The following is a 22,267-nucleotide window of genomic DNA, read 5'->3' on the forward strand; positions in this document are numbered from 1 at the left end:
TACATTTTTCATTAAGTTGCATACTCCTATTTTGAAAGTGCTTAAAAAAGCATTTTCAAAAGACAAGAATATGCAATTGTAATTATACAATTGAAAATGTAAAATGTAAAATGAAATTAATATTATTTATTCAAACACTCTTTTGAAGCTTTAGCAATGAATTTTAATACATCATTATCTGTTTTATGCCAGATAAAATAATTATACGGATAAGCTGATTTTATTTTTTCAAAAACACATCTGCAGTATTTATATTTATTAGGTAAAGAAGAGTTTTGCATACATGAATGAATAAATTTAAACTGATAATCAAACGGATAATTATAAGAAAAAAGAAAAAGAGGTAAAAAAACGAGCAGTTTTTTCATTAAAGAGTTTTTCTGACCTCTAATGTTGCGTCAACCATATTTTTTAGACTCGGTTTTACTTCTTCCCATTTTCTTGTTTTGAGTCCGCAGTCCGGATTAATCCATACTTTCTCAGCCGGCAATACTTCTAAAATCGCTTTAATTTGATTGACTATTTCAACTTTACTTGGAACTCTTGGAGAATGAATATCATAAACTCCCGGACCGATTTCGCCTTTATATCCTCTTTCTTTAAAGATTTTGAGTAATGAATTGTCACTTCTTGCATTTTCGATAGAAATAACATCCGCATCCATATCTTCAATGGCATCCATAATATCACTGAATTCTGAATAACACATATGGGTATGGATTTGAGTCTCTGGTTTTACGCTTGAGGTTGTTATTCTAAATGCAGTAATTGCCCAATCTTCATATTCTTTTCTTTTACTGTTTCTTAAAGGATAACCTTCCCTCAGAGCCGCTTCGTCAACCTGAATTACTTTAATCCCGGCAGCTTCAAGGTCTTCCACTTCGTCTCTTATTGCGATGGCCATTTGGTATGCTGTGTCTCTTTTTGGCTGGTCGTCTCTTACAAAAGACCAGTTTAGCATCGTAACAGGGCCTGTTAGCATTCCTTTCATCGGTTTATTAGTTAAATTTTGGGCATATGTAATCCATTCAACCGTCATATCTTTAGGTCTAGAAACATCTCCGTAAATCAAAGGAGGTTTTACGCATCTGCTTCCGTAACTCTGAACCCAACCGTTGCTGGAAAATGCAACGCCTTTTAACTGCTCGCCGAAATATTCAACCATGTCGTTTCTTTCAAATTCACCGTGTACCAATACGTCAAGTCCTATTTCTTCTTGAAATTTAACCAAATCTTTAATCATATCTTTAATTTTTGTTTTATACTCTTCTTCATTGATTGCGCCGTTTTTATAATCACGTCTTAGTTTTCTAAGTTCAGGTGTTTGAGGAAAACTGCCTATTGTTGTGGTAGGTAAAACAGGATATTTTAAATTTTCATGTTGAAGTTTGATTCTTTCAACAAACGGTACATTTCTGTGTTTATCTTTTTCACCTAAGTTTGAAACTCTGTCCTGAACGATTGTATCGTGAATTTTAGAAGAGGTTTTTCTTGTTGCAATTGCGATTTTATTGCTTTCAAGCACTTCTTTTTCGTATTCGCTTAAAGTTTCGTTTCTAAAAAGTTTATCAATTACTCTTATTTCATCAAGTTTTTCAAGAGCGTAGCTTATCCAGGATTTGATATCTTCATCCATTTTTGTTTCATATTTTAATGTATATGGGACATGAAGTAAAGAGCAGCTGCTTCCTATGTGGATTTTGTCTTGTTCTACAGCTTCGGTAAGCCCTTTTACAAATGCGGCGGATTTTTCAATATCGTTAACCCATACATTTCTTCCGTTGACTATTCCAATCCCCACTTCTTTACCGGCATCAACTAATGCTTTAATTGAATTTTCGCTTCCTAAAACAAAATCTAAAAACATTCCTTTTACAGGTGTTGAGGCGAGAATTTCATTTGCTTCGTTTGAATGCTCGAAATATGTGGCAACGTAAATATTTGCAGTGTTTCCAAGTTCGTCATAAACTTTTTTTAATATTTTTAAATCTTCTTCATCCGGATTTGTTACGAAATACGGTTCGTCCATCTGGATAGTATAATTTTTAAATTTATTTAAAATCTCTTTATATACAGGAAGTAGTTTTTCAATTATATTTTTTTCATTGCCTTCGATTTTGCTTAGTTTTACGTAAGTAACAGGCCCTATTAAATTTATTTTTGGAGTAATTCCGACTTCTTTTGCCAATGCAATTTCATTTTCTATTTTTGTTGTATCAGCTCTGAAATCCATGTTTTCATCAAGTTCTGGCACAATATAATGATAGTTTGTATTAAACCATTTGGTCATTTCCATTGCTTTATGGTTTTTATCACCTCTTGCCATTGCAAAGTATCTGTCCATACAGTTTTCTATATCCTGATATCTTTCAGGAACAGCATTAAGCATTACCGTGGTATCAAGCATATTGTCATAAAAACTGAAATCATTGACACTTATCATATCTATACCGGCATTTTTTTGATAAATTAAATGTCTTTTTATTAAATCAGCAGCTGTTTGTTTTAATTCACCCTGAGAAATTTTACCTCCCCAATAACTTTCCAACGCTCTTTTAAGCTCCCTTTGTTCCCCAATTCTCGGGAATCCAATAACATAAGTCGCCATATTTTTCCTTTTTTTAGCGAAATTATAACAAATTTATAAATTTACCTGCCTGCGATTTTTATATTTTTTGTTTTTTTATAACAGTTATTCCACTTCTTTAAAAGAATTGTTTAGTATTTTATATAATTTTGTTTTGTAATTTATCTGATGGTTGAATATATAAATATAAAAATCATTCATATAAAATAAATCTTCACTGTTTTGCATATTATAAATTTTATTTACTAAAATATCGGCGGCATAATTTAGCCAGTTGTATCTGATATCCGAATTTAAAAGAAGGGCGTAATCGTTTATCATTAAAGGCGGACGGATAATGGAATTTGCAATTATCAGTTTATCTATGTCATTTGGCTGGGTTAAAAATATAATGGATGGGGAATAACATAACTGGGGCGAAAAAACTAAAAACGGCTCAATTTCTTTTGAAGTTATGTTTGAAAGCACTTCCGCACTTTTTGACACATCGGTATTTAAAATTATAAAAGAATTGTTTAAATCGGCATAATTTATATCAGGAAAATTATAATTTCTGACAAAAAACGGATTTGTTTTTTCATATGCAAGCAATTGATTTGATATTTGGGTATTTTGTGAAATTGTAAAAAGTCTGTCATTGATAAATGCGGTAAATTTTTGTATTTGATTTTTGAAATTTATTCCTCCGAAATATATATTTTTAAATGTTTCATTAAAATCGTTTTTATTAAAAGTTGGTACAAAAAAAGTTTTATTATAATCCCCCAGAGTCAAAATTTTTGAGCGGTTGGTTTCTATGTCTATTACATAATGCTGAGGTAAATTTGAAATATTTACATCATTGTTATAAAGTGTTATATTAAAATCCACCCCTTTTTGGATAAGATAAGCGTTTATGGCGTTTAAAACAGAAGGAAGAAACTTAAAAAATTTCTGTTTGTTTATAATAATTGCAAAATCGGCTTTTGAATTTTGAGGATAAAATTTTTCATTAAAATTTTCTTCAGTTGTTTGAGTGGAATTAATTTCTGAAGAAGTGGTATTGTTTTCAGTACTGTTTATATCCATGAAAGAATTTTGAAATATTGTTTCCTGAGAAAAAAGCAATACGGCAAAAAAGATAATTATTCTTTTCATAACATACTCTTTATTAAAAGAAAATCAGAATAAGCTTCTTTTTTTGCCGAAGGGTTTCTGAGTAAATAACTCGGATGGAATGTCGGTATCACTTTTTTCTCCTTATATTCGAATATCTGCCCCCTGACTCTGCTTATAGGCAAATCTATATCCATTAAATACATAAAAGCCGTTTTTCCGAGGCATACCAGTATTTTTGGATTTATTATATCAATTTGTTTGAGAAGATACGGTTTACAGGTCTGGGCTTCTTCTATACTCGGGACCCTGTTGCTTGGCGGTCGGCATTTTACAATATTTCCTATGTATACATCTTCCCTTGTCATATCCAAAACGTTTAAAATTATTTTTGTAAGCAGTTTTCCCGCTCTTCCCACAAAAGGCCTTCCTGTTTTATCCTCTTCCGCTCCGGGTCCTTCACCTATAAACATAAGCTTTGCTTTGAGGTTCCCTTCTCCAAACACTACATTTGTTCTTGTTTTTGATAAATCGCAAAGGGTGCAGTTTAAACATGTTTTTTTAAGCTCTTCCAATTCGTCCGGCATGGGGAGTTTGTTTTCTTTTGAACTGAAACCCTCGAAATATTGCTCTCCGGATTCTTTTAATTTATAGAGATATTTTAATTTAATAAGGTTTTTCAACTTTTTCCTTTTGAATGTTAATATTACCGTTAATTTTATATGTAGGATATGTTATTTTTATGTCTTTTTCTTTTAAAAGGGCATCCAATATTTCACCAGAAATCTGGCTTCTGTAAATAAGAGGGGAAGTTGAAATAACTAAATACCAGGCGCTGATTCTAATTCCGTTTTCTTCTATTAATGTCAATACACGCGGTTCTAAATTGTATGATTTAAAATTATATTCAATTTTAAGCCTCTGCATTCTGGTTTTTGTGGCGGCGGATTGTCTTTTTGTCTGGTTAGTTAAAATGTTTTTAATAATATCCACGGCTTTTTTATAATTTGAATCAAACGTAAGCGTTATATCTATTCCGTCCCATACAGTTGCCAGTCTTTTATGTGTATAATTAAAAATGGGGTTGTTAAAAACAACATTGTTGGGAATAAACACTATTCTTCCGGCCCGTCTGTTTTTGTGGTATGTTGTATATGTTACATCTTCGTAAATTACTATTCTTGTAAGGGTTATATCGATAACGTCTCCGACTATTTGAACATTTCCGTTTTGAAGATACATTTTAATTCTGTCCCCGACTTTAATATTTCCGTTAATCATAATAACAAACCAGCCGAAAATATTCATAAACCAGTCTTTCATGGCAATTGCAATACCGGCTGAAATAAATCCCAAAATGGTTATAATATATGTTGCATTATTAATATAAAAAAGAAGGGAAGTTAAAACAATAATAAATATTGTGAGAATATTGATAATTTTATTTGATATATATAAATTTTCTTCTTTAATGTATTTTTTAAGTATAAATTTTAAAATAAACGAAAAAATAATTAAAAATATAATTATTGCAATTAAAACGGCCAATTTATTTAGCTGGTTTTTAATCTCTTTTTTAATTTTTTCTTGCTGGTTTAGAATAAATGTTTTTAATGTTTCAAGCTTTTTTTTATAAATGGTATTAATTAATTCAAAATCATTTATCATATTTTCTAATTGGTTATCTTTAATTTTTACTTCTTTTTTTAATTTATATAATTTTTTTAAATTGTTTAATGTTTCTTTAAACTGCTGATATGTCTGAATGTTCTGCAAAAGAACATTTTTTATCTGCTTTTCATAATTAATTGCGGAAAATATTTCAAACGGGTTTTCTATCTGTGGTGCTTTTGGAATATTTTTTAATTTAATCAATGTGTTGAAAATATTTTCGTTTTCTTTTAACAAATCAAGCTGTGTCTGTATAGTCAAAAGCTTTTTTTTATATCTGGGATTTTTTTTAGAGAGATATTTTAATTTATTGTATGTATTGAGTAATTTTTGGTAATCTATATAGTTTTTATATGTTAAGTAAAAAGAATTTTTTGACAGTTCGGTATTTAATTTTAATATTTTTTCTTTAGTCATATTAAGTTCAGTTAAATTATTATCGTTTGCATATAAAAAAATAAAAGAAATTATTAAAAAAAATATTTTCACTTAAATTTCCTTAAAATATTTAAAACAGTTTCTTTATCTATATTTTCAATTATTTTATATTTTCCGATAAGCTCCGGAATTATAAATTTAATTTTATTGTTCATAGTTTTTTTATCTGCAAAAAAATGCTCATAAAATTCTTCTTCGTCTTTTATTTTAAAACTTGTAGGTAAATCATATTTTTTCAGTAAGTTTTTAATTCTTTCATTTTCCTCAGTTGTTAAATATCCAAGTTCAATTGATAATTCATTTGCCATAATCATGCCTATTGCCACAGCTTCCCCGTGGAGGTATGTTTTGTAATTTGTCAGGTTTTCTATTACGTGTCCGAATGTATGGCCGTAATTGAGTACGCTTCTTATTCCTTTTTCTTTTTCATCTTCGTTTACGACATCTGCTTTTATTTCTACGCTTCTTTTTATAATTTCTTCAATACTTAATTTATCATTTTCTAAATTTTTAAAAAATTCCTTATCAAACATTACGGCCATTTTAATAACCTCAGCCATTCCTGCCGCAAATTCCCTTTTTGGTAAAGTAGTTAAAAAATGGGTATCTATATAAACAGCTTCAGGCTGATAAAAACTTCCTATTAAGTTTTTTCCAAATTTAGTGTTTATTCCTGTTTTTCCTCCTACAGAACTGTCAACCATAGCAAGGAGTGTAGTTGGAATTTGAATAAATTTAATGCCTCTAAGAAATATTGAAGCCGCAAATCCGCTCATATCTCCTATTACTCCTCCCCCAAATGCTATAATTACAGAGTTTCTGTCATATTTTGCATCAAACAATCTCTCAAGTGCGTATTCAATGCTCTCAAAATTTTTATACTCTTCACCGTCCGGGAGTGTAATTATTTTAAGCTCATCTGTTTTTAAATGATTTAACAGATAATTTAAATGATATCCGGCAACTGTAGGGTTTGTGATTACGGCCGTTTTTTCATTTAGCGTTAATTGTGGAAGTTTTTTAATTGTTATGTCGTATGTTTTGTTTGGTGTTTTTATATTTACTTTCATTTTTCTCCTTATTTTACCGGGATTAAAAACTGGGAAAATTTATCAAGCATTATATATGCATTGTATATTTTCGGATTGAAAATTTGGAAAATTTTTAAAACCGGCGGTGAAATAAACGGTTCAATTATACAGATGTTTTCTTTTGTTTTTAATTTTATTATCGGATTTTTTTGTGTTTTGGTAAATGTAATTTTTTTAAAATTATAAACTTTTGCAAATTTTTCCAGATATTCTTTTAATTCTTTCAGGTCTTTTTCTTCTATAAAAGGTTCTAAAAAATTTATACCCAAATTTAATTGAAAAGACAAATCAAAAATACTCGGTGCAATCCGATCAAGCATTTTATCCTGTAAAAGGATTACAAATTCTTTACATTTTTTAATTGACTCGTTCCCCTGTTTAAAAACAGGGATTTTAATGTCGAAAAAAGTTTTTTTATATTTATAAAAATATCCGTTATTGGTAATTACCAGTCCTATATTATATATATTTGTATCATTTTTTAATGTTTTTTCATAATCCGATGAAAAATAATCTGTGTATATGTCTATGTTTTTGAATTTATAAAGTTTGTAAATTTTAAAATTTAATTTAGGATTGATAAGTTTAATAATTAATTTTTGATTTTTTAATTTTCTATGTAAAAACAGTGCTGATTTTAAAAGATTATAAAGAGTTTTTTTATCCGTTTGCATATCGATTAAAAGATAAATGTTTCTTCCGTAAGGAGCCGGGAAAGCTCCCAGGTTTTTTTTGCTTTCTATAAAGAAGGATTTTAATTTCTCAGGCTCTCCTATAAGTAAAAGTTTATCATTGGGAAGAATCAGTGTGTGTCTGCTGGGAATAATGAATTTGTTCTCTCTGTAAATTACGGCAATTTTTATGTTTTTCCATCTTTGGATAAAATTGGGGTTTTTATAAGCAAAAACAGAATGGGGAGGAATTTCCACTTCAAGTATTTCACCGATTCCAAGGCCTATATCCCTTGCGAAAAGGGGCACATCCGGAAGATGGTCTAAAATTTTGTTTGTAATTAATTCAATATTGTCTATTATCTCAATATTGTTTTGTAAAGGAATTTCAATATTTTCCCAAAATTTCGCAAATACGATTGAAGAGTAATTTTTTATTTTATTTATTACAAATTCAGCTGTTTTTTTGTTTTTTATATAAACAATTATTTTATTTATATCTTTAAAAAAAAGCGAGCGGTATAATTCGAATGCAAAAAAGGGTATTTTATAATAAAAAAAATTTTCTTTTTCAATTTTTGTTATTTCATCTTCTTTTTCATATATTATATAATACTCAGCTTCTTGAACATAAGAAGAGGCTATTTTTTCTATTAATATTTTGGATTCCTTTGCGCCGGCAAACAAAACTATTTTATTCAAATAAAACCTTTGATAAAATTTCAGTAATTATATCATATATAATTAGTGAGTAGTGAGTGGTAAAAAATAAAAAAGGAAAATTATGGAATTTAAAATTGATGCCATTGATTCAAATGCAAGAGCGGCTACAATAAAAACAGACCACAGTGAAATTAAAACACCTATATTTATGCCTGTGGGTACGGCGGCGGCCGTGAAAAGCCTTGATGCTGTTGATTTAATGAATATTTTGGATGCAAAAATAATTCTCGCTAATACATATCATTTGTATTTAAGGCCGGGTGATGAGACTGTTAAGAGTTTTGGAGGTCTTCACGGATTTAGCGGATATAACAGAAGTTTTCTGACAGACAGCGGTGGATTTCAGGCTTTTTCGCTGGGGGAGAATGTAAAATTTAGCGATGAGGGTATCTGGTTTAAAAGTCATATTGACGGAAGCAGCCATTTTTTTTCACCAGAAAAAGTTATTGATATAGAATATAATTTAAACAGCGACATTATGATGGTTTTGGATGATTTGATAGCTCTTCCGAATACAAAAGAGAGAATAAAAAAATCAATAGAAAGAACAACCCAGTGGGCCAAAAGAAGTCTGATTCATCATATTAGTAAAGGGGCAAAAAACAATCTTTTTGCCATTGTTCAGGGCGGAGTGGATTTTGAGTTTAGAAAAATTAGTGCCGAAAGCCTTGTGGAAACCGAAATTGAGGGAAGAAGTTTTGACGGATTTGCAATAGGGGGTTTAAGTGTCGGGGAAGAGAACCGGGTTATGTATGACACAATAGAATATACTGTGCCGTTTCTTCCCGAAAATAAACCAAGATATTTAATGGGGGTAGGAACCCCGGAAGATATAATAGAAGCAATTGAGAGAGGAGTTGATATGTTTGATTGCGTGATGCCAACCCGTAATGCAAGAAACGGTTATCTGTTTACCTCTTTTGGGATTTTAAGAATTAAAAATGCAAAATACAAACTAGATAGTAGGCCGATTGATGAAAAATGCAACTGTTATACCTGCAGAAATTTTTCAAGGGGGTATTTAAATCATTTATTTAGGGCAAAAGAGCTTACCTATTTCAGACTTGCCACAATTCATAATCTGCATTATTATTTGAATTTAGTAAATAAAGCCAGAGAAGCTATCATAAATAAAAAATTTAAAGAATTTAAAAAAGAATTTTATTCTGCGAGAAATTAAATTTTTATGTCCTGAATTTTACAGGCAGTTCTTTAAATTCCAGATTTTTTCTGCTTTTTAAAATATTTCCGTTTTTATCGATTTCAAATGTGTAATCTACTTCAGCTCCCATTTCATCAGTTGAAGTTGCATTTAAAATAATGTTGTTATTTTTGATATAAATTGAAGTTGGATAGTCATCCATTCCTAAATCTATTCTTCTTGCCCAGACAATTTTTTTGTTTGATATATATACGATTAAAATGTCGTCATTTGTATAAGTGATACTCCCTAAAACCAGCATTCCTTTATTAAAAGGAATTATAAATTTTGCATTTTCTTTTTTTACAGATGCTATTTTTGAATATAATAAAGCGTTTTTATAGATATAAATATCTGATTGGGTTTTATTGTTATAAACATTAATAGCTGTATAAACGTCGTTTTTATCTATAAAAAAATCAGCGGGGGCGGCATATTTTTTCCCTATATAAACAGTGCTTATCAATTTAAATGTTTTTAAGGAAAAAGTTAAAATTACAGGCATTTCTTTGATGTTGTCATATCCTAAGATATAAAAATGATTGTTTTTAATTAGATATTTTTTAGGGTCAATTAATAAATTAATAATTTTTTTAGTAATTAAATTGTAATTTTTGTCTAATTTATTTATACTGATTCCGTTTGGCTGCGTTTTAGAAAAATAATAATAATCTTTATAAAAAATTAGGCTGTTTTCTGTTACTCCGTATTTTTTCAATAATTTTATATCTGTTTTCGGATTTGCTTTTTGCAACGGAATTTGATTTTGGGTACACCCTGCAAAAAACAGCATTATAATAATAAAAATTTTCAAAAAATTTTTCATTTTTAATTTTTCATTTTTAATTTTATTCATAATATGTCACCGAGCTTTTACCGAATTTTTTTGTTTTTATTTTTTTATAATTTCCAAGAGTCTCCGGGAAATCGTAATTGCTTTGATGCTCTATTATAATTTTTTCAACATTGATTTTCGGAAGCTGTTTTATTAAAGTCTGGACTTTATCGTAAATATCTTCAAAACCTTCCCTTATAGCAAACGGCGGGTCGAAATAGAAAAACGCTTTTTGTTTGTTTCTTTTAAGCTCTTCTATAACATCCCATATAGTTTCAAAGCTGTCTCCCAAAATAATCGAGCATTTTGATGCGTCTTCAACTTTTAGGGAATCAATGTTTCTTTTTAAAACTTTGGCGGCTTCGGGGTCTTTTTCCAAAAAATAAGCTTTGTTTGCGCCTCTGCTTACAGCTTCAAGTCCAATGCTTCCAACCCCGCTGAAAACTTCCACCCAGTTTGAATCGGGCACTTCCCACTGAAGGGTGTTAAAAACACTTTCTTTAAGTATGTTTTTAGTACTTCTTGTAGTTCCCTTGTTTCCCATAAAAAGTTTTTTTCCTCTGTATTTTCCGCCTATTATTTTTATATTACTCTTTTCCATAATGTTCCTTAATTGTTTTTATAAGTTCTTTTTTACAGTTTTCAAGAATTTTTTCTATTTTATCTTCTATTGTTTCTTCATTGTTTTTTATATTCAGAATTTTTTCCAACTGTAATAAAAGAGATGTTTTTGTAAAAGGCTTTTTTATTTCTTTTCCTATTGTTATCCCGTTTTTTTCGGGGTTGTCTGTTATTAAAATACCGCTGTTATCTATGTAATCTTTTAAAAAATATTCAAGCGTATATTGTAAAAGAGGAGAATCACATTCGACTTTTACTTTCAATTAAAACCTTTTTTATAATTTTAACATAAAATTTTTTAAAAATTTGACGATATAATTACAGTTAATTTAAAGGGGTAAAAAATGGATGTTTTCTCTTCAGTTAAAAACAATATTCAAAAAACACAAAATTATGACAATATAAATAAAAATATAAATCAGAATAAAATTGAAATGCAAAAACTAAATCAGACAAATGATTATGAAAATAAAAAAACATTAACCCAAAAAGCCACTCAAACCGATAATAAAATGGATAAAGAGCATTTAAAAAAAGAGCTGCAAAAATTGACAGAAGAGCTGAACAGGGCTATAAATCCTTTAAATACCTCTTTAAAATTTAAATTTAATGATAAAATTGATTTTTTAACGGTCGAAGTGGTTGATACCAAAAAAAACGATGTAATAAGAAAATTCCCGAGTGACGAAGCATTGAGACTTATGGAAAAAATGAAAGAAGTGGTGGGAATATTATTTGATAAAAAAGGATAAAAATGGGCAGTGATTTCGGAAGCTTAAGTTCCCTTGGAATAGGAAGCGGTGTTTTAACATCAAATGTAATCGATAAATTAAAAAATGCAGATAAGGAAATAATGGTTAAACCGATTGAAAGCAAACTTGAGCTGGCGAAAAAAAAGGAAAAGGCTTTAAGTGAATTTCAGGCAATCGGCGCTATTGTAAAAACTGATATGATAGACCTTGCAAGCGGCTCTGTTTTTGCAAAAGTAAATACGTCTGTGAGCGGAAGCAGTGTCAGCGTAAGCGCCAGTGACGGGGTTAAGCCCCAAACTTTTGATATAAATGTCAATAATTTGGCTCAAAACGACATATATGAATCAAACGGTTTTAGCGGAAGCGACGAAGTGATTAACACAAGCGGAAAAGACCAGGTTTTAAATATAGGCGTAGGAGGTGTTTCTTCCACCATAACCCTGAAAGCCGGCTCAACGCTTAATGATTTAAAAGACACCATCAATAATGCAAATATCGGAATTACCGCTTCTATTATAGATACGGGAATAGGCAATAATCCTTATAAACTTATTTTAAAAGCCAATGATACGGGGGCTGAGAATATTATTAAATTCAATTATTCAGGAATAGAAGATTTGGGCTTAAATGCCATAAATTATACATCCGCTTCGTTTAATTCAGATACAGACAGCATAAATAACAGCGGGACTGCCCAGACATTTAAAATTACCGTTAACGGGGATGAATATACAATGAATGTGGCTGACGGGGAGAGTGTTGGTGATTTTATAAATGCTTTGAATAACGGTAATCTTAAAGACAGTGACGGGAATTCTTTAGGAATAAATGCGACTTATGATAACGGGCAGATAAAATTTAAAATGGAGGCTGTCGGTGATATTTCCATAGACGATACGAATTTACTGAGCGATTTTAACAGTAATACTGCTTTTACAAATTCAAACAGGATACAAAAAGCCGGAGATGCCGATTTTATATATAATGGTGTGGAAATAAACAGAAGTTCCAATAAAATAGACGATTTAATCCCGGGGGTTACAATAAATCTTAGTTCTACCGGAAATTCAACGGTTAATATAACATCAAATATTGATGAAATTACAAAATCTATTCAAAAATTTGTAGCAGATTACAATAAAATGATTTCAAATCTTCAAAGTCTTACGGCATTTGATAAAGATACCGGTAACGTGGGGTTGTTTCAGGGCGAAAGCGAATTTACCTCTCTTGGGAGCAGTTTTTATTCCGATATTTTCGGTGTGGTTTTAAGCGATAAGGGTGAGGCAAGTGACAGAAACGGAAACAAATACACAACCGATATAACTTTTAGTGCCACTGATTTGGGATTTGATTACAACAGAACAGGCATGATAAGCTTTGATGCAGATAAATTTAAAGACGCCTATAATAAAAATCCTGATCTGGTTGAAAGATTTACCACTACCGCTTTTACAAACCTTAAAGTGGATTTTGATTCCAAAATCACCGGTGATAACAGCTCTTTGAATCTTTTAAGCCAGGAGCTTAAAACAGATGAAAAAAGTTACGAACAAAGAATGGATGCCATGAATCAGTTTCTTGAAACAAAATACGAAATAATGTCTAAACAGTTTGCCGCCTATGATGAGATGATAAATGAATTTAATGCAAAAAGCCAGAGTCTTACAATGATGATTCAACAGGCAATAAATGCAAAAAAATAAAGGATAAATAATGACATATAATAAAGCCCTTGAAAGCTATAATCAAATGAATGTTCAAATTGACAAGCCTGAAAAACTGGTTCTTATGCTTTATGAAGGAGCATTAAGATTTGTTAATTTTGCAAAAAAAGCCATAAAAGAGGGAGATATAGAGAAAAAAGTTAAATATATTATAAAAGTGTCAAATATATTTATAGAACTTATTAATTCTCTTGACTATGAAAACGGAGGAGATATCGCATATTATTTAAACGGGCTTTACGGATATCAGCTGGAGTTATTGGCAAAAGCAAATTTGGAAAATGACGAAAAATATCTTGAAGACGTAATAAGGGTGTTAAAAGGTTTAATTGAAGCCTGGAAAGAAGAAACTGGGATAAGTTAGGAAGGTGAGTTGTGAATTGTGAAAGTGGGAGTAGATGGAAAATTATTTGAATGAGCTGAAAATTGCTGTAATTAATGAAGATTTTGATAAATTAAAAAAATTAGTAAAAGAAGATATTACATTTTCTTCCATTGAAGAGGCTGAAGAGATTAATGCATATATTAAAAAAGCGGTAAAAATTCTGAAAAAAGAAAAAGAAAAACTTTCACATGAAATGCAAAAAATTAAAAAACTTCAAAAATTTAATATTCAAAAGAAAAACGATTTGTTTAATTTTAAAATTTGAAATTTCTTAGAGCTTTTATATCTTTTATAAAAAATGTTTTTTGACCTTTTTTTTCCATGATATTATTTTTTATAAGCATATTTAAAAACATCGATAATGTCTGTCTGGAAGTTCCCAAGAAAGTGGCGAATTCATCGATTGTACAGTTTAAATTTATTTTTAAACCTTTAGGTGTTTTTTCCCCAGCGGCTATTGCGGCGGATGTTAAAAATTCAATTGCCCTTTGGGAACAGGGTTTAAATGCCAAATCAAATATAAGCTCCCTTTCTATATTTATGTTTTTGGTTAAAGAATTTAATAATAAATTACAAAAATTAGGGTCTTTGAATAATTCATAATATTCATCTGCTTTTAAAAAATAAAATTCACTGTTTTCTTTTGCTTTTATTATATTGTTTTGATTACAGTAGGCCATATTGTTTTTGCATAGATAATATAGCGTTATTTCTTTTTCATTATTATAATATGTTACTTTGATTTTACCTTTTTTAATAATTAAAATACGTTCGCTATTTGGAAAACATATTTCATTTTTTTTAAGATATCTTTTGGGAATATTGTCAAAATAGTCTGATTTCAAAATTTTTTCTATATCTTTTGATTCTATCAATATTCTGCAATTTGGCATAAAATTCCTTTTTTGTCAGACTCCTGACATTTTTAAAATTCATTATGAATTATAATTCATTATGAAATAAAAATCAAATTAAGGAGAATAAAATGAAACTTGGAAGAATTTTAGGATTATCATTAATTGCAGCTTCTTTTATGTTTGCACACACTTTTAAACTTGCCGACACTATAAAAGGTGCAGGCCCTATGGTTAAAGAATTCAATGCTGAATGCCATTATTATGAAAAATATATAAATTACATTACGCCTGATGAGCTTAAAAAATGGATTGATGAAGACAAAGATTTTACAATTGTTGATGTAAGAAGCGTTGACGAAATGAAAGGCGGAGAAATAGACTGGCCGGATTATGACGAATATCCAAGAGGGGATGTTGCCATTTATGCAGCAATGGGCGGTTTGAAAAAAAATAATGTTTATGTTTTTGTATGTGCAACAGGCCACAGGGCGGTATTGGCCGGAGCGGAACTTGTTAAATGGTTTAATTTTCCTAAAAAGAACATTTATGTTTTAAGAGGCGGTATCAACGGATGGCTTAATTCAGGATATTCAGTTGTTAACAAAGTTACAGAGTTTGGAGGATTCAAAGGTTTGAAGAAAGCAGGAAAAGTAAAAGAACCTGTTATTTTAGACCAGTTTTAATTAATTCCCTTCTCCGGGAATTTTAAAAAAACTGCTGCCGCTTCCGCTGAAAAATCCAAAATCTTTATATTTGTTAAGTTCAGGGTAAATTGTAAGAGCCGGCATTAATAAATCATTAAGCTCAGCAGGGTGTTTTGATGATAATAATTTCTGTGTGGAAATTTTGTCAAAGTCGCTGTCTTTGGGATTGAAAAAATTTTCTTTATAGATTTTATAGACTTTTGGGGTTGAACATTCAACGGGAGGTGTAAAAACTTCTATGTCAAAACTTTTTTCTTCAACCGGTTCAACTGTTTCGCCCCTTCCGTAAACATTTGCCGTGTCCACATCATATAAAAAGAAAGCGACATCGCTTCCTATTTTTTTACCAATTTCAACCAGTTCTTTGGTGGAGAGGTTTAAATTAAAAGCTTTGTTTGCCAAAAGTAAAAATGCGGCCGCATCGCTGCTGCCTCCTCCTAGTCCCGCCATTTCTGGAATTTTTTTATGGATTCTGATCTCTTTTCCAATAAAAAATTTTTTAATCTCGGGATAGGTTTTTGTTAATTCAACATAGGCTTTGAATACACTGTTGTCTCTTAAAACGCAGTTTATATCCCCCACAATATTAAATTTATCAGCTTCAATTATTTCTATTTCATCATATAGATTTTTTACTCTCATAAATCTTGATTTTAATAAATGATAATATCCGTCAAATCCCACTATTTTTAAAAAAATATTTACTTTTGCATATGCTTTAATTTTCATTAATAACCTTTGAAAGATTTTTAATATCTTCTAATTTATTACCTGCCGCTTTTAAATTCTGCTCTTTCACCTCTTCAATCAGTTCGCTTCTTAATATAGTTTTATTTCTCGGAGCCTGGATTCCTATTTTAACCTGATTTTTATCTATTGAAACTATTACAATTTCAATATCGTCTCCTATTTTTATTCTTTCGTTTTCTTTTCTTGATATTACTAACATAATTCAATCCTGTTTAAGATATATTTTACTTCTTCGTTAATTTCAATAATAGCAAAATATTTATCATATGTCACAAAATAAATACCGTTTTTTTGAATTTTAAAATCATTTTTATTTAATTTTTTACCAAGTAACAAATTATTTATATCATTTAAATAAAAATTTTCTTCTACATTTAAATATTCAAGAGGATTTAATTTTTTTTCGCATTCATAAAAAAATTTACCCTCATTTACTCTTTCAAGATATGTTAAGCTTCCAACAGTTCCTAATTTTTCGGCAATATCATATCCTAACGTTCGGATATACGTCCCCTCACTTACACTTGCTTTAAACGTAATAAACGGATGTGAATAATTAATTAGCTCTATGTCAAAAATTTTTATTTGAATTTCTTTATCCAAAAATTCATCATTTTTCATTTTCCATTTTTCATTTTCCATTAGTTTATATGCCCTAATCCCGTTTATTTTTTTTGCTGAGTAACGGGGCGGAGACTGAAATTGCCTGCCTTTGAATGAATTTAAAACTTGTTTTATTTTCTCAATTTCTAATTTTTCAACATTTTCAATTTTTTCAATTTTTTCTATATCAAGGGAGGGGGAATAGGCTCCGAGCAATAACGAAGCAATATATGTTTTTGGAGTTTTTTTTAGGAATCTGAACAGTTTTGTATACTGACCCGTGGCAATAATAAGGCTGCCGCATGCAAACGGGTCAAGCGTTCCGGAAAATCCCATTTTTTTAATGCCGTATTTTCTTTTTAATTGATTTAAAAATTTGTTTGAACTTATGAAACTTGGTTTTTTAGCCACAAACAACAAATTATTGCACTCACTACTCACCATTTTCACTACTTACTATTTTTTACGCTTTTTCCACAAAGTCGCTTAATATTTCCCTGACACTTCCACCAAAATCTATTTTAAGTTTTGTTTTGTTTCCCGCTTTATTTATTCCTATGATTCTTCCGGTTCCGAATACTTTATGTTTGACAAGGGTGCCGTTTTTTATTCCGCTGCTTTCTTTTAAATTTACCCTTTCTCCTTTAATCAAGCCTGCTTCAGTTAAAAATCTGCTTTTTTGGACATGGCTTCTTGAACCTCTTACATATCTGCTTTGGGTGTAAGATAATGTCAGTTTTTTTCTGGCTCTTGTGAATGCTACATAAGCAAGTCTTCTTTCTTCTTCTATATCAGCATCGCTAAGCGGGAAAAATCCTTCTTCCAAACCTATAACAAAAATATGGTCAAACTCCAATCCTTTACTTGCATGGATAGTCATTACGTTTATCATTTCATTGGTAATTTTATCCTGGTCGCTTTCAAGGGAAAGTTCGTTTAAAAATTCTCTTATATTCAAATCTTTTTTATCCCTCATTGTTCCGTAAAATTCTTCAACATTTCTTTTTTTGTCTTCATCTTTGTAAGAATTGCTAAAATCAATAATTTCTTCCAGAATCTCAGGAATTTCATCAATATTTTGTTTTGAAAGCATTTCAAGAAAAGATGCGAAATCTTTTAATGATTTGGCTGTTTTTTTACTCAAAAATTCCAGATTGTCCTCTTTTATAAATTCAATATAGCTTTTATCGCCCTTTCTTTGTTCAATTTTAAGTATTGTAGCTTTTCCTATACCCCTTTTGGGCTTGTTTACCACTCTTTTAAAAGAGTATTCATCATGGGAATTTACTATAAGTCTTAAATAGCTTATTAAATCTTTTATTTCTTCTCTTTCATAAAATTTCATACCTCCCACAAGTTTGTAAACTATGCCGTAACTTCTAAGAGCGTCTTCAATTGAGCGTGAAAGTGCGTTAATTCTGTAAAGAACGGCTATTTCCCTTGGGCTTACCCCGTTTTCAATCAACTTTTTTATTCTTTTCGCTATTTCTTCTCCTTCGGCGATTTCATTGTAGCTGGCAATTATTTCAACACCGTCTCCGTCTCCGTTTGCCGAAATAAGTTTTTTACCGTATCTTTGTTTATTGTAGCTTATTAAATTATTGGCTGCTTCGAGTATTTGATTGGTTGAGCGGTAATTTATCTGAAGTTTGACGACTTTTGCCCTGAAGTCTTTTTCGAAATTTAAAATATTTTTGTGGTTTGCCCCCCTGAATCCGTAAATTGACTGGTCGTCGTCTCCAACCACACAGATATTATTGTGATTAATGCAGAGTTTTTTTAATAAAAGAAGCTGTATTTCATTTGTATCCTGATATTCATCCACCATTATATACTGATATTTGTCTGAAATTTCGGAGCATAAATCTTCATTGTTATGTAAAATGTCAAAAGGTAAAAGCAGTAAATCGTCAAAATCAACCAGATTGTTTTCAAGCAAATATTTTTGATATTTATCATAAATATAAGCGAGTTTTTTATAAGTGGTGTCGTTTGCAAGCGAAAAAACCTCATCCGGATTAAGAAAGGAATTTTTATATTTACTTATTTCTTTACTGATAAAATTTGCCGGCAGATCGTTGGAGATGGATTTTATTATTTTTTTCTGGTCGTCTGTGTCTATTATTACAAAATTATTGTCTCTGTTTAATAAATATATATACAGTCTTAAAAACATCAGTCCGAATTTATGAAAAGTTACGAGCAGCGGCGGATGTGCTATGTTTTCTCCGACCATGTTTAAAGCCCTCTCTCTCATTTCCGCGGCGGCTTTGTTTGTAAAAGTGAGTGTGAGTGTGTTTGCGGGGTCTATTCCCAAAGAGAGCAGATAAGCAAGGCGCGTTGTAAGCGTTTTTGTTTTTCCGCTTCCGGCACCCGCAAGTATCAGTAATGCCCCGTCGATATGTGTTGCGGCTTTTTTCTGTTCTTCGTTTAATTCTTCTAAAAAATACAAAATTTGCCTTTTTTTATTAATTATAACAAATTTTTATAAAAAAATAAAAAATTAATTTATAATTTAATTTTTATTATGTTATAATTTTTTATTATATTTAAAGGAAAAGTATGAGCATTAAATATTTGGACAAAATATATACTTTTTTGGTTATTTACAAAGAGTCTTCGTTTTCAAAAGCAAGCAGGGTTTTGGGGATTTCCCAGCCGGCGGTTACACAGCAGATAAGAATTTTGGAAGATTTTTTGGGTGTGAGTCTTTTTGAAAGAAAAAAAACTGGCGTTCTGCTTACAAAAGAAGGTCAGGAATTTTTAAAATATGCCAGGGATTTTGAAAAATTTTTAAATAATTTTGAAAAAAAAATTAAAGAATTCAAAAAAATGGATACACCTTTTTTGATAGGTGCGTCCCCTACTGTTGGTAATTATAATCTGCCTGAATGTATTAAATATTTTCAGTCTTTAATAAACAAAGATATTAATCTGATTATTAAAAGCAATAATGAATTATTGGAAGATGTGGAAAAAAAAGCTCTGGATTTGGCGTTTGTTACCAAAAAGAATAAAAACTCTCTTTTTTATGAAGAATGGATAGAAGATGAACTGGTTGTTTTTTCCAATAAACCGCTTCCTCCCAAAATAAGTATTGATGAACTTAAAAAATATAAAATGATATGCAGGGAGCCAAATTCCTCTACGAGGGAGTTTGTGAAAAAAATGTTTGAAGCTAAGGAATTTGAGTGCGATATGTTAAATATTATAAGCGTTGTTCATAATTCCACAGCTTTAAAATACACGGTTTTAAATTCATCCGAGCAGGTAGTTTCCATTATTTCGAAATCGGTTATCAAAGGGGAGCTTAAAAATAAAAAATTGTTTGCTTCAAAAATAAAAGATATGAATCTAAAAAGAAAAACATATGTTGCATACAGGGAAAAAACAAAAGAAATAGAAGCTATTTTAAATTTTATTCATCAATAAATTTTTTATTTCTCGGATTTATTGCAAACGGATTTTTCGGCTTTTGCGGTTTTGGAAGCGTGGCGGCAATATTTATAAATAAAGGAGATTCCCCTTCGGTTATTTGAATAATATTTTCAACAGGAACGCTTACAACACTTCCGAAATTCTCTTCTCCGAATCCGGCTTCGAAAATTAATTTTTCATTTTCGATATATGAACTTTCGAGTGTATAATTTGCCAAAGTAAATATTATTACCTCTTTAAATACACTTGAGATATGTTCCGGAAGGGCAGGATTAAAGTTTATGCCGTTTAAAGAGCATAAGATATTAAAAGGTCTGTTTATTTCAAGCAAAAGAGATAAAATTTCTTTTGCATGTTTTGTTTTTAAATTTCTAAATTCCCGTGTTTCAATTATCATCTATAAGCCTTTCAAATTCGTTTAACATATCTTTTACGAATTCAATTCCGTTTTGCCAGAAACTTTCATCTTCTATATTCAGATCAAACATTTCCAGCTGTTTTTTCGGAGGTATGCTTCCCCCCTGGGAGAGGAATTTAATATATTTTTCTTCAAAATTATTAAATCCCTCTTTATTTAATTTAAACAGTGTAAGAACAAGCAGCTGGGCATATGAATAAGCATAGCAGTAAAACGGGGAATGAATAAAATGAGGGATATAACTCCACCAGATTTCATAATTTTTGGTAAGTGTTACGCTCTCTTTAAACATTTTTTTATTTTCTTCCATCCATAATTTATTATATTCTTCTTCGGATAATTCATCGGCTTCATGTACTTTTCTTTCGAAATTTGTAAATACAATCTGTCTAAAAAGTGTGGCAAAAATATCTTCGAGTTTACCTGCATAAACCCCGATTAACTCTTCTTTTGTGAGTGAATTTTTAATTTTTTCAAATAAAAGCATTTCAGAAAAAATGCTTGCAGTCTCCGCCGTTGTAAGGGGTGTGTCCTGATTGATATATCCGACTTCCCGTGAGAGATATTGATGAATTGCATGGCCTAATTCGTGAGCAAGCGTAAATACATCCCTTCTTTGGGAAGTGAAATTAAGAAGTACATACGGATGCGCTTTTGGTGTGGCCGAGTGGGAAAACGCACCTCCTCTTTTGCCTTCTTTTGGATATACGTCAATCCATTTTTCTTCGAACGCTTTTTTGGCAATTTCATAAAAAGTGTCCGAAAAATCTTTGAAACTCTCAAGCACCAAATTTTTGGCTTCATCAAAAGTAATTTCTTTTTCTTTTATATTCAAAGGGGCGTATCTGTCATAATCGTAAAGTTTATCTAAACCGAGGAGCTGTTTTTTAATACTGTAATATTTTTCCACAATCCATGTGTTTTCATTAACCGTATTAACCAAAGCGTCAACACTTTTTTTAGAAACTCTGTTACTTAAATGTCTCGGAGCTTCGATGTTTTCATATCCCCTGATTTCCACATATTCTATTTTCCAGTCTTTTTTTATCTGATTGTAAATATAGGCTAAAATATGCTGATGGGGTTTGAGTCCGAGTGTAAGGGCGATTTGTGCCTTTTTTCTTTCATTTCTCTCAGGTGAATAGAGTTTGCTTAATATTTCTTCTTCGCTCAGATATTTGCCGTCAAAAAAGAATTTAAGTTTGCTTAAATGCTCATCAAATAGCCTGGAAAACGCCGAAGAGCTTGTCAAATCTTTTTTCATTAATATTTTTTCTTCTTTTTCACTTAGTTTATAATAACTTTCTTCTTGCAAATGAATTAAATAATATTTGTAAATTCCCGAATTATCAATAAATTTTTGCTGTTTATCAATAGGGAGATGAATAAATTCAAGCTCAAAAAAAACCAGATGTTCCTGTGCTTTTGTGGCAATTTCCTGAAATTTTGATAAAAAACTCCCTTTACTTGTATCGGTTGCAAATATAAGATATATATAAGTTAAACTTCTTCCTATATTTTCCAGAATATCTTCGTATTCCTTTAAGACCTCAATAAATTCATCGGCGGATAATGTATAAAGTCTGTTTTTATATTTTTTTTCAAAATCCGCCGCCCTGAAAGAAGCCTCTTTTAAAAATTCTTCGGCTTCGGGTATTGAATTAAATAGTGCACTTAAATCCCAGTTCATTTTTATCCTT

General features: G+C 30.4%; 24 protein-coding genes. 7 read left to right on the forward strand and 17 right to left on the reverse strand.

Going from position 1 to position 22,267, the window contains the following annotated elements; genetic code table 11:
* Nucleotides 1-122: 122 nt before the first annotated feature.
* From DZ68_RS0106475 to DZ68_RS0106505, 7 genes are all read right to left on the reverse strand, one after another.
* Nucleotides 123-368, reverse strand: coding sequence for a hypothetical protein (locus DZ68_RS0106475; RefSeq protein ID WP_024790908.1), 246 nt, complete (start codon nt 366-368; stop codon nt 123-125).
* A complete protein-coding gene (metE, locus tag DZ68_RS0106480) occupies nt 368-2,608 on the reverse strand; it encodes a 5-methyltetrahydropteroyltriglutamate--homocysteine S-methyltransferase (RefSeq protein ID WP_024787815.1) in 2,241 nt (746 codons plus the stop codon). The genes DZ68_RS0106475 and metE overlap by 1 nt, the downstream gene beginning before the upstream one ends.
* An 84-nt stretch (nt 2,609-2,692) precedes the next feature.
* The gene (locus DZ68_RS0106485) at nt 2,693-3,724 is read right to left on the reverse strand and encodes a hypothetical protein (RefSeq protein WP_024787816.1); all 1,032 of its coding nucleotides are present in this window, start codon (nt 3,722-3,724) and stop codon (nt 2,693-2,695) included.
* The gene (locus DZ68_RS0106490; RefSeq protein ID WP_024787817.1) at nt 3,721-4,365 is read right to left on the reverse strand and encodes a uracil-DNA glycosylase family protein; all 645 of its coding nucleotides are present in this window, start codon (nt 4,363-4,365) and stop codon (nt 3,721-3,723) included. Before DZ68_RS0106490 ends, DZ68_RS0106485 begins: the two co-directional genes overlap by 4 nt.
* The gene (locus DZ68_RS0106495) at nt 4,349-5,842 is read right to left on the reverse strand and encodes a mechanosensitive ion channel family protein (RefSeq protein ID WP_024787818.1); all 1,494 of its coding nucleotides are present in this window, start codon (nt 5,840-5,842) and stop codon (nt 4,349-4,351) included. The genes DZ68_RS0106490 and DZ68_RS0106495 overlap by 17 nt, the downstream gene beginning before the upstream one ends.
* Nucleotides 5,839-6,861, reverse strand: coding sequence for a 3-dehydroquinate synthase (gene aroB, locus DZ68_RS0106500; RefSeq protein WP_024787819.1), 1,023 nt, complete (start codon nt 6,859-6,861; stop codon nt 5,839-5,841). The genes DZ68_RS0106495 and aroB overlap by 4 nt, the downstream gene beginning before the upstream one ends.
* An 8-nt stretch (nt 6,862-6,869) precedes the next feature.
* On the reverse strand, nt 6,870-8,255 hold the full coding sequence (locus tag DZ68_RS0106505) for a potassium transporter TrkA (protein WP_024790909.1): 1,386 nt from the start codon (nt 8,253-8,255) through the stop codon (nt 6,870-6,872).
* Between the two features lie 82 nt (nt 8,256-8,337).
* On the opposite strand from DZ68_RS0106505, the gene tgt reads away from it, so the two are divergent.
* Nucleotides 8,338-9,456 carry a tRNA guanosine(34) transglycosylase Tgt gene (gene tgt, locus DZ68_RS0106510; RefSeq protein WP_024787821.1) on the forward strand — a complete coding sequence of 373 codons (1,119 nt, stop codon included), beginning with the start codon at nt 8,338-8,340 and terminating at the stop codon, nt 9,454-9,456.
* 4 nt (nt 9,457-9,460) lie between these two features.
* On the opposite strand, the gene DZ68_RS0106515 is transcribed toward tgt, so the two are convergent.
* The 3 genes from DZ68_RS0106515 to DZ68_RS0106525 are packed head-to-tail and all read right to left on the reverse strand — an operon-like array spanning nt 9,461 to nt 11,196.
* The gene (locus tag DZ68_RS0106515) at nt 9,461-10,303 is read right to left on the reverse strand and encodes a hypothetical protein (protein WP_156921113.1); all 843 of its coding nucleotides are present in this window, start codon (nt 10,301-10,303) and stop codon (nt 9,461-9,463) included.
* 22 nt (nt 10,304-10,325) lie between these two features.
* The gene (gene rsmD, locus DZ68_RS0106520) at nt 10,326-10,913 is read right to left on the reverse strand and encodes a 16S rRNA (guanine(966)-N(2))-methyltransferase RsmD (protein WP_024787823.1); all 588 of its coding nucleotides are present in this window, start codon (nt 10,911-10,913) and stop codon (nt 10,326-10,328) included.
* Complete coding sequence (locus DZ68_RS0106525) at nt 10,900-11,196, reverse strand: hypothetical protein (RefSeq protein WP_024787824.1); 297 nt, start codon at nt 11,194-11,196, stop codon at nt 10,900-10,902. The genes rsmD and DZ68_RS0106525 overlap by 14 nt, the downstream gene beginning before the upstream one ends.
* Before the next feature lie 81 nt (nt 11,197-11,277).
* On the opposite strand from DZ68_RS0106525, the gene DZ68_RS0106530 reads away from it, so the two are divergent.
* Genes DZ68_RS0106530 through DZ68_RS0106545 form a run of 4 tightly spaced genes read left to right on the forward strand, consistent with a single transcriptional unit; the run spans nt 11,278 to nt 14,062 of the window.
* A complete protein-coding gene (locus DZ68_RS0106530; RefSeq protein ID WP_024790911.1) occupies nt 11,278-11,685 on the forward strand; it encodes a flagellar protein FlaG in 408 nt (135 codons plus the stop codon).
* 2 nt (nt 11,686-11,687) lie between these two features.
* Nucleotides 11,688-13,391, forward strand: coding sequence for a flagellar filament capping protein FliD (gene fliD, locus DZ68_RS0106535; protein WP_024787826.1), 1,704 nt, complete (start codon nt 11,688-11,690; stop codon nt 13,389-13,391).
* A 10-nt stretch (nt 13,392-13,401) separates the two neighbouring features.
* Entirely contained in the window at nt 13,402-13,776 is a 375-nt protein-coding gene (gene fliS, locus DZ68_RS0106540) for a flagellar export chaperone FliS (RefSeq protein ID WP_024787827.1), read from the forward strand.
* A gap of 34 nt (nt 13,777-13,810) precedes the next feature.
* Nucleotides 13,811-14,062, forward strand: a complete 252-nt coding sequence (locus DZ68_RS0106545; protein WP_024787828.1) for a hypothetical protein — start codon at nt 13,811-13,813, stop codon at nt 14,060-14,062.
* Here the strand turns inward: DZ68_RS0106545 and DZ68_RS10495 are convergent.
* On the reverse strand, nt 14,052-14,690 hold the full coding sequence (locus DZ68_RS10495) for a Crp/Fnr family transcriptional regulator (protein WP_024790912.1): 639 nt from the start codon (nt 14,688-14,690) through the stop codon (nt 14,052-14,054). The genes DZ68_RS0106545 and DZ68_RS10495 overlap by 11 nt on opposite strands.
* A gap of 92 nt (nt 14,691-14,782) precedes the next feature.
* On the opposite strand from DZ68_RS10495, the gene DZ68_RS0106555 reads away from it, so the two are divergent.
* Complete coding sequence (locus tag DZ68_RS0106555; protein WP_024787831.1) at nt 14,783-15,337, forward strand: rhodanese-like domain-containing protein; 555 nt, start codon at nt 14,783-14,785, stop codon at nt 15,335-15,337.
* Here the strand turns inward: DZ68_RS0106555 and DZ68_RS0106560 are convergent, their stop codons facing one another.
* From DZ68_RS0106560 to DZ68_RS0106575, 4 genes are read right to left on the reverse strand one after another with little or no spacing between them, the layout of a single operon-like run.
* On the reverse strand, nt 15,338-16,087 hold the full coding sequence (locus tag DZ68_RS0106560; protein WP_024787832.1) for a 4-(cytidine 5'-diphospho)-2-C-methyl-D-erythritol kinase: 750 nt from the start codon (nt 16,085-16,087) through the stop codon (nt 15,338-15,340).
* Complete coding sequence (gene csrA, locus DZ68_RS0106565; protein ID WP_024787833.1) at nt 16,077-16,307, reverse strand: carbon storage regulator CsrA; 231 nt, start codon at nt 16,305-16,307, stop codon at nt 16,077-16,079. The genes DZ68_RS0106560 and csrA overlap by 11 nt, the downstream gene beginning before the upstream one ends.
* Entirely contained in the window at nt 16,301-17,155 is an 855-nt protein-coding gene (gene truB, locus DZ68_RS0106570) for a tRNA pseudouridine(55) synthase TruB (protein ID WP_024787834.1), read from the reverse strand. The genes csrA and truB overlap by 7 nt, the downstream gene beginning before the upstream one ends.
* Nucleotides 17,156-17,174: 19 nt before the next feature.
* Nucleotides 17,175-19,166: a UvrD-helicase domain-containing protein gene (locus tag DZ68_RS0106575; RefSeq protein WP_035907193.1), complete on the reverse strand. Its 1,992-nt coding sequence runs from the start codon at nt 19,164-19,166 to the stop codon at nt 17,175-17,177.
* A 107-nt stretch (nt 19,167-19,273) separates the two neighbouring features.
* On the opposite strand from DZ68_RS0106575, the gene DZ68_RS0106580 reads away from it, so the two are divergent.
* Nucleotides 19,274-20,143 (forward strand): LysR family transcriptional regulator, encoded by an 870-nt coding sequence (locus DZ68_RS0106580; RefSeq protein ID WP_024790913.1) that lies wholly within the window; start codon nt 19,274-19,276, stop codon nt 20,141-20,143.
* On the opposite strand, the gene DZ68_RS0106585 is transcribed toward DZ68_RS0106580, so the two are convergent.
* Both DZ68_RS0106585 and DZ68_RS0106590 read right to left on the reverse strand, forming a co-directional pair.
* Entirely contained in the window at nt 20,130-20,546 is a 417-nt protein-coding gene (locus DZ68_RS0106585; RefSeq protein ID WP_024787836.1) for a hypothetical protein, read from the reverse strand. The two genes, DZ68_RS0106580 and DZ68_RS0106585, sit on opposite strands and share 14 nt — an antisense overlap.
* Nucleotides 20,536-22,257: a M3 family oligoendopeptidase gene (locus tag DZ68_RS0106590; protein WP_024790914.1), complete on the reverse strand. Its 1,722-nt coding sequence runs from the start codon at nt 22,255-22,257 to the stop codon at nt 20,536-20,538. Before DZ68_RS0106590 ends, DZ68_RS0106585 begins: the two co-directional genes overlap by 11 nt.
* Nucleotides 22,258-22,267: the final 10 nt, after the last annotated feature.

Source organism: Lebetimonas sp. JS085, assembly GCF_000523295.1.
Taxonomy (GTDB): Bacteria; Campylobacterota; Campylobacteria; order Campylobacterales; family Nautiliaceae; genus Lebetimonas.

What these genes read in the sequence shown, in the direction of transcription:
- DZ68_RS0106475 (WP_024790908.1), bottom strand. Translation starts at nt 368, where the DNA reads ATGAAAAAACTGCTCGTTTTTTTACCTCTTTTTCTTTTTTCTTATAAT.
- metE (WP_024787815.1), bottom strand. Translation starts at nt 2,608, where the DNA reads ATGGCGACTTATGTTATTGGATTCCCGAGAATTGGGGAACAAAGGGAG.
- DZ68_RS0106485 (WP_024787816.1), bottom strand. Translation starts at nt 3,724, where the DNA reads ATGAAAAGAATAATTATCTTTTTTGCCGTATTGCTTTTTTCTCAGGAA.
- aroB (WP_024787819.1), bottom strand. Translation starts at nt 6,861, where the DNA reads ATGAAAGTAAATATAAAAACACCAAACAAAACATACGACATAACAATT.
- tgt (WP_024787821.1), top strand. Translation starts at nt 8,338, where the DNA reads ATGGAATTTAAAATTGATGCCATTGATTCAAATGCAAGAGCGGCTACA.
- DZ68_RS0106515 (WP_156921113.1), bottom strand. Translation starts at nt 10,303, where the DNA reads ATGAAAAATTTTTTGAAAATTTTTATTATTATAATGCTGTTTTTTGCA.
- rsmD (WP_024787823.1), bottom strand. Translation starts at nt 10,913, where the DNA reads ATGGAAAAGAGTAATATAAAAATAATAGGCGGAAAATACAGAGGAAAA.
- DZ68_RS0106530 (WP_024790911.1), top strand. Translation starts at nt 11,278, where the DNA reads ATGGATGTTTTCTCTTCAGTTAAAAACAATATTCAAAAAACACAAAAT.
- fliD (WP_024787826.1), top strand. Translation starts at nt 11,688, where the DNA reads ATGGGCAGTGATTTCGGAAGCTTAAGTTCCCTTGGAATAGGAAGCGGT.
- fliS (WP_024787827.1), top strand. Translation starts at nt 13,402, where the DNA reads ATGACATATAATAAAGCCCTTGAAAGCTATAATCAAATGAATGTTCAA.
- DZ68_RS0106545 (WP_024787828.1), top strand. Translation starts at nt 13,811, where the DNA reads ATGGAAAATTATTTGAATGAGCTGAAAATTGCTGTAATTAATGAAGAT.
- DZ68_RS10495 (WP_024790912.1), bottom strand. Translation starts at nt 14,690, where the DNA reads ATGCCAAATTGCAGAATATTGATAGAATCAAAAGATATAGAAAAAATT.
- DZ68_RS0106555 (WP_024787831.1), top strand. Translation starts at nt 14,783, where the DNA reads ATGAAACTTGGAAGAATTTTAGGATTATCATTAATTGCAGCTTCTTTT.
- DZ68_RS0106560 (WP_024787832.1), bottom strand. Translation starts at nt 16,087, where the DNA reads ATGAAAATTAAAGCATATGCAAAAGTAAATATTTTTTTAAAAATAGTG.
- csrA (WP_024787833.1), bottom strand. Translation starts at nt 16,307, where the DNA reads ATGTTAGTAATATCAAGAAAAGAAAACGAAAGAATAAAAATAGGAGAC.
- truB (WP_024787834.1), bottom strand. Translation starts at nt 17,155, where the DNA reads ATGGTGAGTAGTGAGTGCAATAATTTGTTGTTTGTGGCTAAAAAACCA.
- DZ68_RS0106580 (WP_024790913.1), top strand. Translation starts at nt 19,274, where the DNA reads ATGAGCATTAAATATTTGGACAAAATATATACTTTTTTGGTTATTTAC.
- DZ68_RS0106585 (WP_024787836.1), bottom strand. Translation starts at nt 20,546, where the DNA reads ATGATAATTGAAACACGGGAATTTAGAAATTTAAAAACAAAACATGCA.
- DZ68_RS0106590 (WP_024790914.1), bottom strand. Translation starts at nt 22,257, where the DNA reads ATGAACTGGGATTTAAGTGCACTATTTAATTCAATACCCGAAGCCGAA.